General features: G+C 25.8%; 10 protein-coding genes. All 10 read right to left on the bottom strand.

What is annotated here, in order from left to right; genetic code table 11:
- Positions 1–26: 26 nt before the first annotated feature.
- The 10 genes from VN21_RS14335 to VN21_RS14290 all read right to left on the bottom strand — a co-directional run bounded on the left by VN21_RS14335 (position 27) and on the right by VN21_RS14290 (position 8,033).
- Positions 27–1,088, bottom strand: coding sequence for a hypothetical protein (locus tag VN21_RS14335; protein ID WP_046823865.1), 1,062 nt, complete (start codon positions 1,086–1,088; stop codon positions 27–29).
- 97 nt (positions 1,089–1,185) lie between these two features.
- Positions 1,186–1,827 (bottom strand): GNAT family N-acetyltransferase, encoded by a 642-nt coding sequence (locus VN21_RS14330; RefSeq protein ID WP_046823864.1) that lies wholly within the window; start codon positions 1,825–1,827, stop codon positions 1,186–1,188.
- Positions 1,828–2,001: 174 nt separating this feature from the next.
- The gene (locus VN21_RS14325) at positions 2,002–3,051 is read right to left on the bottom strand and encodes an L-threonylcarbamoyladenylate synthase (protein WP_046823863.1); all 1,050 of its coding nucleotides are present in this window, start codon (positions 3,049–3,051) and stop codon (positions 2,002–2,004) included.
- A gap of 120 nt (positions 3,052–3,171) precedes the next feature.
- Positions 3,172–4,026, bottom strand: coding sequence for an AAA family ATPase (locus VN21_RS14320; RefSeq protein WP_046823862.1), 855 nt, complete (start codon positions 4,024–4,026; stop codon positions 3,172–3,174).
- Between the two features lie 279 nt (positions 4,027–4,305).
- Positions 4,306–4,701 carry a hypothetical protein gene (locus tag VN21_RS14315; protein ID WP_021431908.1) on the bottom strand — a complete coding sequence of 132 codons (396 nt, stop codon included), beginning with the start codon at positions 4,699–4,701 and terminating at the stop codon, positions 4,306–4,308.
- The gene (locus tag VN21_RS14310) at positions 4,698–5,162 is read right to left on the bottom strand and encodes a LytTR family DNA-binding domain-containing protein (RefSeq protein ID WP_046823861.1); all 465 of its coding nucleotides are present in this window, start codon (positions 5,160–5,162) and stop codon (positions 4,698–4,700) included. The genes VN21_RS14315 and VN21_RS14310 overlap by 4 nt, the downstream gene beginning before the upstream one ends.
- A gap of 551 nt (positions 5,163–5,713) precedes the next feature.
- A complete protein-coding gene (locus tag VN21_RS17955; RefSeq protein WP_052952082.1) occupies positions 5,714–6,148 on the bottom strand; it encodes a GNAT family N-acetyltransferase in 435 nt (144 codons plus the stop codon).
- Positions 6,149–6,252: 104 nt separating this feature from the next.
- Positions 6,253–6,771, bottom strand: coding sequence for a GNAT family N-acetyltransferase (locus VN21_RS14300; RefSeq protein ID WP_052952081.1), 519 nt, complete (start codon positions 6,769–6,771; stop codon positions 6,253–6,255).
- A 55-nt stretch (positions 6,772–6,826) separates the two neighbouring features.
- A complete protein-coding gene (locus VN21_RS14295; protein WP_046823860.1) occupies positions 6,827–7,459 on the bottom strand; it encodes a hypothetical protein in 633 nt (210 codons plus the stop codon).
- Between the two features lie 28 nt (positions 7,460–7,487).
- Positions 7,488–8,033, bottom strand: a complete 546-nt coding sequence (locus tag VN21_RS14290) for a hypothetical protein (RefSeq protein ID WP_046823859.1) — start codon at positions 8,031–8,033, stop codon at positions 7,488–7,490.
- Positions 8,034–8,268 lie beyond the last annotated feature (235 nt).

Here is an 8,268-nt window from a genome sequence, read left to right as displayed (position 1 = left end):
ATTAATAACAAAATTAATATGAATTTTTAATATGAATTTTTACTTAAAGTATCTTCATAAAAATTTATACTAACATCTTTTAAATCAGTATCTTTTAGATTAAATTTATTATCTATTAAATAATTATAAAATTTCACATCATATACATAAGTCGTATTCGTTTTTTTACGGTTATAACACTTATGCTCTAGGTATTTTGCAAAACCCTCAACTAAGTTTTCTTCACACCATCCTACCCAATCATAAGCATCTTTACCAAAACTATTATAGCTATCTAATAAAGTTTTATCTTTCTTTAATTCATTCGAAATTTTTATAAACTCCTTCGTTCCGGTAAAGTTTCTAAATAGCTCATGTGAATATTCATGGAATGGTGCTCCAAATAAATTATCTTTATTTGTGGATGGTTGAATCGTCGATATCTTATAATTTCCATTTTCAAATCCCATCGCTCCTATTGGTCGCAAATCATAATAAAATAATGCAGTATAATCCTTATTAAATTTTATTCCACTTTCATATTCCATAAATTTAAATATATCTATATTTTCCTTTTCAAGGTATCTGTTAACTTTTTTTCTGTTTAATTCTATTTTGGAATTATTACTTTCTATAAATTCCTTTAAGTACGTTTTGTAAAAATAATTATAGAATATATCTATATCTTCCTTTCTCATTTGACTTAATTCTAACTTAGATTGATTATTAATTTTTTCTACGACTTCTTCAACGCTAGCATTATCATCCACAGATATTGTTTCTGATACGTATTTCCACTCACCATAATTATCATATATTCTAATTAATCTGCGCTTCATCTCAGTATCCATAGTTGAATATGTTTCTTTTAACCATTTATAATAATCTACCCCATACTCTCCACAATTTTTGTATAAATTTTCATTAAATTCATCAACATTTTTAAAGTTTGTCCTATAAACGTCATAAGCTACTGTAACCAAAGAAATTTTTAAAGTTAACCCTCTAACTTCAACTTTGCTACCATTACTCTCTTTATTAATTTGTGTGTAAGCTAAAATCAACATTAGTAACAATATAAAAAAACCTATTAGTAATTTTTTATACATCATCATCCCCCTACTTAAAAGTATTTTAATTATATATAAAAAAGAGCTCAACTGTTATGAATTCTTTTTTATATTATTACTTGTAAGCTTTTTTATCCTAATCTTCATCAATCATACTACACGAAATTTCATACTCCTTTTGACTAGCTTGAAATTGCTTTTTCTTTGGACAAAACGTCTTATCAAATTCTTCGACGTCATCTTCACTTGGATCAAAAATATCTGCAAATTCTACATATCCTGAAATGTCATCTAATGCCCCTTCATAAAGAGGCAATGCTAATAATCCTTTATAATAATTACCATCTTCCATTGATATATTATATTTTTTTGCTCCAACAAATCCATATGGCTCATAATGGTATGGATATCCTAATGTTAATATCGCCGTATACCCCAATTTTTTTGCAATTTCTATAGAGTATGTAATAAGTTTACGCCCAAGTCCTTTTCTATGCATGCTTGGTAATATACTAACTGGACCAAAGGTAATAGTATTGTACTCGTTGCCATCTTCTGATATTACTTTTGAATGCGTATAAAATATGCTTCCTACTATTTTACCATCTACTTCTATTACAAATGAAAGCTCTGGTATAAAATCTATGTGTTTTCTCATATTATGGATTACTAAATGCTCATTACATCCAGGAAAGTATAAATTCCAAAATGCTTCTCTTGCAACCTCTTCAACTTTTCTAAAATCTTCCTTACGCTCATTTCTTATTTTTATATTCATATTTTACTCCTTAACTATACAATAAATATAAGCTTGATTACATCATAATTTTTTATAGTATAATGATTTTCTATTGGTGGATTTTTATTAATGTTTTTTATTTATAACCCATGGTTATTTTTTTATCAAACGTAATTGTAGAATTTTTTTACTTACAACTACATGTAAAGTTATTTATATATGAACAATGTTTCCTGCACTAGCTTTTTCTAATCTATTGATTATAGAATTTCCTAATCCATGATTAATAGGCGCTTGTATGTAAATATGGTCAATATCCAACTTATCACATTCTCTAAGTAAGTCAAATATTTTTTGTGCTGCAATATTTAATGTATTAAAACTTCCTAAACTATATATGTAATTATAGTTGCTGAATTCGTCTAAAAACTCTTCAAAACAAAGTATAGCATTATCCTTATTTGCATTTTCTTTAATCCACTTAGAAGTATTTACATAATCTCCTTCAACTAATGTTACAGGTACATCTGGTGCATAATGTCTATACTTCATTCCTGGAGCTTTTGGTACTTCACTATCTTCAACACTTAATAGATCCTTTTTATATATAAGGTTAGGAATTATATCACATATCTCATCTACACTTATAGCTCCAGGTCTTAACAGTACAGGATCTGGAGTTGACATGTCTATGATTGTTGATTCTAAACCAATTGAACATGACCCTCCATCTAAAATACAAGGAATTTTTCCACTTAAATCATTAATGCAATGTTTTGCACTTGTAGTTGAGGGCTTGCCTGATAAATTTGCAGATGGAGCAACTAATAAAGTTCCGCTTTCTTTAATTACAGCTCTAGCTATTTCGCTTTTAGGAAATCTAACTGCCACCGTATCCATACCTGCCGTAACTATATCTGAAATACACTCTTTTTTATTGAAAATTAATGTTACTGAACCTGGCCAAAAAGCATCAAATACTTTTTTCGCTTCTTGTGGTATATCTTTGCATATATCATAAACTTGTTCTAATTTATATATATGTACTAATAATGGATTATCTTGTGGTCTACCTTTTACTTGAAATACCTTTTTAATTGCATTTTCATTAAAAGCATCTGCCGCTAATCCATAAACCGTTTCTGTAGGAATTGCAACAACTTCACCTTTTTTTAGGTACTCTGCTCCTTTTTTAACATTTTCGTAATTCGAGTTCAAATCTTTAACTTCTAGTATTTCTGTTTCTATAGAATTTACTGTCATTTACAACTTGCCTCCTATTTATGCTATTTATACATTAACTTAATAATGCATATTAATTATTATAGTACATATATCCCTTCTAAGTTAGAGTCTCGTACTAATATTTTTGTAACTTACATACTAAAATTCTTTTTCATGTTCTTTAAAAAAATCATAATAGTTACGTACATTTTCTAATTCAGTCCATTTTTTAACTCTTACTGGATCCTCATCAAGGTCATAGATTTTAGCACCTTTCATAGCTAGCATAAATGGAGAGTGGGTTGATATTATAAATTGGCATCCAAAAAATCTTGATGCATCTTCTATAAATTTAGACAATTCTATTTGTCTTTGGGGGGAAAGACTATTTTCAGGCTCATCCAGTATATACAGCCCATTCTCTCCTATCTTTTCTAGAAAATATTTAAAAGCACTTTCTCCGTTTGAATATTCTCTAATGTTGTCTCTTAAGTTATCTCTTATAAATTTAGATTGAGTTTTTTTCTTAGCCCTACTTATTCTTTTCATTTCATCATAATCATCTAAAGACGTCATCCTAAAACTTGAAAATTTAGTATCTATATATTCTTCAAATAACTCAGATCTCTTTTCATCAATACGTTCATTTATATTTCTGATATTTAACATATAATCAAATACATCATCACTAGTTATAATCTTACTATTTTCAGGTATTTCATTTGAAATTTCCATGTAGCACATATTTACATAGTCCGTAAAAAAATTAGTTTTATTGTAAATAGAATCTCTATCTAGGTTTACTTTTTCAGCAATTATATTTAATGCTGTTGACTTTCCAGATCCATTACCCCCGTATAATATAGTAATTGGTTCAAAGTCAATTCTTTCAAATTGATTTTTAGATAATATTTTAAATGGATAAAAAGAGTCATAACAAGTTCTTTTTTCCTCTAATATAAATTTATATTCAATATCTTCATTAACAAATTCAAAAGCACTTATGTATATCATTTTTTATTTTCCTTTCGTACTCGATATAAAAACTATGTGTATAATATTTTATCATATTTCTAAGGTTATAATATTTATTTTAAACTATGTTAATCACTACCTAATCTAAAATAAATTAATATACAAGTTGTTTAATACTATTAAGACATCCATAAAATTTAAATAAGATCAAAAGAGTTCAATATTTGCATGAGTCCTTTTGATCTTATTTGATGTAAGAAATTTGCTTACAGATTCTTTATACTAAAAAGGTATATTCATTTAGGTAATTTATATAATCTAATGCTTTGAGTTTTTTACAAGATTATTTAAGTATCTTATTTCTTTTATATAAATTCTCCTATTTATATAATACGTTACGATAGCAATTAAACTATATTGAATTAAAAAACTAATATAGTTTGTTAAATATCCTAATTCGTTTCCTAATACATATAAAATCGTTGACATGAATAAATTTTGAACAATTAATATTAGTTTATAATGATTTTCTCCATATTTACTCAATAGCTTTGGGTATAGTACTGTTGCTGAATATGAAAATAGAAAAGATATTCCTAGAATAGTTATCAACCAATTAGACATATTCCTATCAGATGTAACTATTCCATATATCATAAATATAATTAAACACTCTGATAATATAAGAAAAAATTTGGAGTTATAGGCTTTCATTGATTATATTCCTCCTCTATACTTTTTTTGAAATCTCTAAAATAACTTCGATTTACTACTTGCTTATATTGATTGCTTAGTATTACTTGAAATCTCATATTAGAATGGTAACTAATCTCCTCTATATGCTTAACATTTATTATTGTATTTTTATTTACTTTTATAAAATAATTTCTTCTTGATAGAATTTCCTCTAATCTTTTCATCGATATCTTTATAATTAATAATTTGTTTTCAATAGTTGTAAAACATACATCTCTTCCATAAGTTTCAAAATATATTATATCTTTATCCTTTACCTTTATTTCTTTATTTGTATCTAAGTCCTTACCTATAATACTTGAATTATGCACTGTTAATAATTCTTTTATATAAATATAGTCATTTTCATTATCGTCATTGGTTATTACATTTACATTAGTTTCATTTATTAAATTATCTTTAATATGGTTTATTTTCATTTTTACCTCCTCTCTCAATATAATTTAATTGTATGAATACTATTCCTTGCTGTCTACATAACTATCTTCTTGTTGCAAATATCACTACACTTTTTACAAAACTAGTTCGTGTATTTATAAACTTACATAAATCTTACTTCCTGTAATATTTGATTTTACTAAACTCTGCCTTTAATCAACTTAATAATTCCTGTAATTTAGCTTTATTTGTGTTATAAATACAATTTATTCAAATTTGAACCTTAATATTTTTTATTATTTAGTATATTAATAGCTTGATGAACCGCCCACTGTTGATGTTCTAAATGTATATAATTTTTTTCTCCAAACGATTTTTCTACTAACATTATTTGACCCCTCTTTTATCCTATTTTGTATATTTCTTGTAAGCACAATTCTTACAGGTTGATTTCTAATTAGTTACTAATTGTAAGCTTTATTTTAACTATGTTTTAACTAAAATTTATTTTACTAATTATCTTATTTAAAACATAGTTATATTATAATTCAAACTATTTTTTAATAACTAATAGTTCTACATTTAAGTATTTCTAGTTAATAGGTAGTACATAATTATCTTCAATATCCTTTTGAACTTTAATCATATAACAACAATGTTCATTAACTGTTTTAAACCCCAACTTATTATAAAAATCTTCTTTATCAGGTGTTGCCAAATATATGGTCCTTACATGCATCTCTGGTTGTTCTAATAAACTTTCAATTATCTTACTCCCTATACCTTTACCTCTATGCTCAGGATGAACCAATACATCTATTATAGTAGCCCATCTTACTTCGTCACTTAAAGATCTAGCCATTCCTATCAAACTATTATCATCCCAGCAAGTTATAATACTTGAAGATTTTTTTATTATTTTTTCCCAATCCTCATATTTACTTGGTACTTTCCAGGTTGCATAGTTACAATAAAAGTCCTTTACTTTATCTATATCTAAATCTTTAGAATTCAAAAGTCTAATCAACCAAATTCCCCTCCTAATTAAAATCTAGTTTAATTGTATCAGATTATTTATGCTTAATTAATTTCTACAATATATGTTTTTAACATAAAAAAAGAGCAATAATATTATTGCTCCGTAATTAATAAACTTAATATATCTACATTATGATTTTTATTTTCAATATCCATACTTGTTGTTTTTACATACTGGTATTCTAGTGAATCCCAGAATCTTCGTCCATTAATATTATCTTCTAGTACTCCTATTCTCAATCTTATAGCACCTTCACTTAATGCATATCTCTTTATTTCTTCATGAACAGCTCTACCTAATTTTTTATTTCTCTCACTTGGCGAAAGTAAAAGTAAACCTATCATCCAAGTTCCAATTTCTGGGTAGTCCTTAAATATATCGACTGTCCCAATTAGAACTTCACTATTATCGTATATTCCTAATGTTAAAGAATCCTCTAAAGTCTTTTTTTCACTGTACTTAAAGATATCATCTATATCTTTAGCAGTTGCGTTTCTACCACTAGCTAGTATGTGATAGTCAGAGCATAAATCATATAGTTGTTTAATCTCATTATGATTATCATTCGTTATGGGTTTAATAATATATCCATTTTCTAGTATACTTTTCATAATCCTCTTATACTCCTTTTTACCAAAATACATTATTAGTTTTTAATATACCAAATTAACTTTCAGCCTCTAATAATTGTTTAACTTTATCAAAGTTTTCTACATCAATTATTATCTTTCTATCTCTAAAACCTTTTGAAACTTTAATTATTTTTTTATTCTTTCTAAGAACCGAATTGTTATATTCTATTTCTTCTATTTTATCAATATCGAATACTGTTCCATCGTAGAAAATCACTTTATCTTTAGATACTATACATGGATTTAATATTACTTGTATTATATTAATAATACAAAATATACTAATTACAGAAATCATTAAAAGAATCACCTTTTCATACAACTCAAAACTATTTGTATATGATAATAGATTTGTAATAGTATAATTATTTCCATGGTTAAAACCTGCATACCTTGATTTAATTGTACTATACATATTAAATAGTAAAACTATCATAAGTACAATAACCCCTTTATTATTTTCTTTTACTTTAATACATTCTATGTTTTCTTTATCTATTCTCTTTATAAGCTTTCTTCTTAAAATATCATCACTTAATTTCATTGATAAAATTAAAGTTGTAAATCCAACTAATGATATACTACTTACTACTTGATTTTCTGGTACTATAGCCATTATCCCTAATATTACCATAATAACTATTAATATTTTTCTCTTTATACTCATTTTTTCTCTCTACCCCTATTGTATGTATTTATATAGAATTTACTTTTATGTATATAATTAAGTCTTTCTCATTTCTACTTGCTTGATAATCCTCATCTAAGTTAATGCTATGAGTTGAATGATCTTTATTACCAATACTATATGCAGCTACTTTTAATTCTTTATTTAACTGTATTTCTCTTTTCTCATCTAAAATAGACATCGCCATTCCATTTTCTAAGTTATTAAAAAAGTCTAAAGGTAACTCTATCCCCGAACTGCCCACTATGATACTCAAATTTTCGTCTTTGTAATATATATCGATTGGTATGTTTTTATTTTGATTATTTATAGATACCGTACTTTCCATCATTAAATCTTTTTTATTTAGTTTTCCATTGTGATATTCTTCTGAATATATATGAATATCATATTCATCCTTTTTAAAAACATCTAAGCTATATTTAACACTCATATCTTCTAAATTGTCTTCTATTTTAGATATAGTACCAATACTATTTTGATTTTTACCTCCACATACAATTATTGTAACTGGCATAATCATAATTAGTAATGTTAAAAAAATTTTTCTCATATCAAACCCCCATTCCCCAACTTAAAATCCCCCAATTTTAATAGTATTTAATTTATTATAGCTGAATTTATAAGTATTTGTATATAAATAACTTACTTACAAAAAAAGAACTCTAAAAGAGTTCCTTTAAATTTATTAATTGTAATCATCAAGCTTACAAATTTATTACTAGTTAATTACTAACTGTAAGCTCTGGTTTTGCTTGTATCTAGATTTAACTCATTAAATATAAAAA

Origin of the sequence: Paraclostridium benzoelyticum (assembly GCF_001006285.1) — a bacterium.
GTDB lineage: Bacteria > Bacillota > Clostridia > Peptostreptococcales > Peptostreptococcaceae > Paraclostridium > Paraclostridium benzoelyticum.
The sequence above is the reverse complement of the archived record's forward strand: the minus strand, read 5'-3'. Positions and strand labels throughout refer to the sequence as shown.